This is a genomic window from Kitasatospora sp. NPDC059803, assembly GCF_042732255.1.
In the GTDB taxonomy this organism is placed as follows: Bacteria; Actinomycetota; Actinomycetes; order Streptomycetales; family Streptomycetaceae; genus Kitasatospora.
Map to the genome: position 1 here is coordinate 1 of NZ_JBHWIJ010000522.1, position 996 is coordinate 996.

The window sequence follows — 996 nt, forward strand, 5'->3', positions numbered from 1 at the left end:
CCCCGCACCTCTCCTCCCCTCCGCGCCCCCCCCCCCCCGCGGCCCCCCCCACCACCGGTCTTATTTCTCGCGCCCTTCAGACAGGTGGCCGTCGGAGCAGGCCGCTCAGCGGCTCGCCGCCCAGGAGAGCAGGAGGCGCAGGGCGTCGTCCGACGGGGTGTGCGGGTCGGCGGTGTAGGTGACGAGGGCCTGGTCGGGGTCGTCGGCGGGGCGGAGGGTGTCGTAGGCGAGGTCGAGGGGGCCGGCGATGGGGTGGTGGAAGAGCTTGCGGCCGGAGGTCTTGTCGGCGACCGGGTGTTCGGCCCAGAGGTGACGGAACTCCTCGCTGTGGACGCAGAGTTGGCCGACGAGCTCGGCGAGGAGGGGGTCGTGGGGGCGGCGGCCCGCCTCCAGGTGGAGGAAGGCGACGTTCTCGCGGGCGCAGGCCGTCCAGTCGCCGTAGAGCTCGCGCGAGGCGGGGTCGAGGAAGGTGCAGCGGGCGATGTTGCGGTCCTCGACCGGCAGGGCGCCGTAGTCGCCGAACAGCGCGACGGCCGCGCGGTTCCAGGCCAGGACGTCCATCCGGTGGCCCATCACCAGGGCCGGGACGTGGTCGAGCCGGTCGAGCAGGCGCAGCAGGGAGGGGCGGGGCTGCTGCGGGGCGGTGCGGCGGCGGGGCGCACGGCGGGTGGGGCGGGCGAGGCGGTGGAGGTGGCCGGACTCGTCGGGGGCGAGTTGCAGGGCGCGGGCGACGGCGTCGAGGACGGCTTCGGAGGGGTTGCCGACGCGGCCCTGTTCGAGGCGGGTGTAGTAGTCGACGCTGACCCCGGCGAGGTGGGCGAGCTCCTCGCGGCGGAGCCCGGCGACCCGGCGGCGGCCGCCGTAGTCGGGCAGGTCGACGTCCTCGGGCCGCAGCTGGGCGCGGCGGGTGCGGAGGAACTCGCTCAGGACACTGGTCGGGTTCATAGGGATGATTCTCACCCAGAGGCGGGCGGCGGTGCCTGGCCCTGCCAGGAC

1 protein-coding gene is annotated in these 996 nt (G+C 75.3%); it reads right to left on the reverse strand.

Annotated features, from left to right (window positions below):
• Positions 1-105 precede the first annotated feature (105 nt).
• Positions 106-945, reverse strand: a complete 840-nt coding sequence (locus ACFV6I_RS39040) for a helix-turn-helix domain-containing protein (protein ID WP_380430993.1) — start codon at positions 943-945, stop codon at positions 106-108.
• Positions 946-996 lie beyond the last annotated feature (51 nt).

Excerpts from the sequence above, each read along its gene's own strand:
- ACFV6I_RS39040 (WP_380430993.1), bottom strand. The coding sequence starts at position 945 with ATGAACCCGACCAGTGTCCTGAGCGAGTTCCTCCGCACCCGCCGCGCC.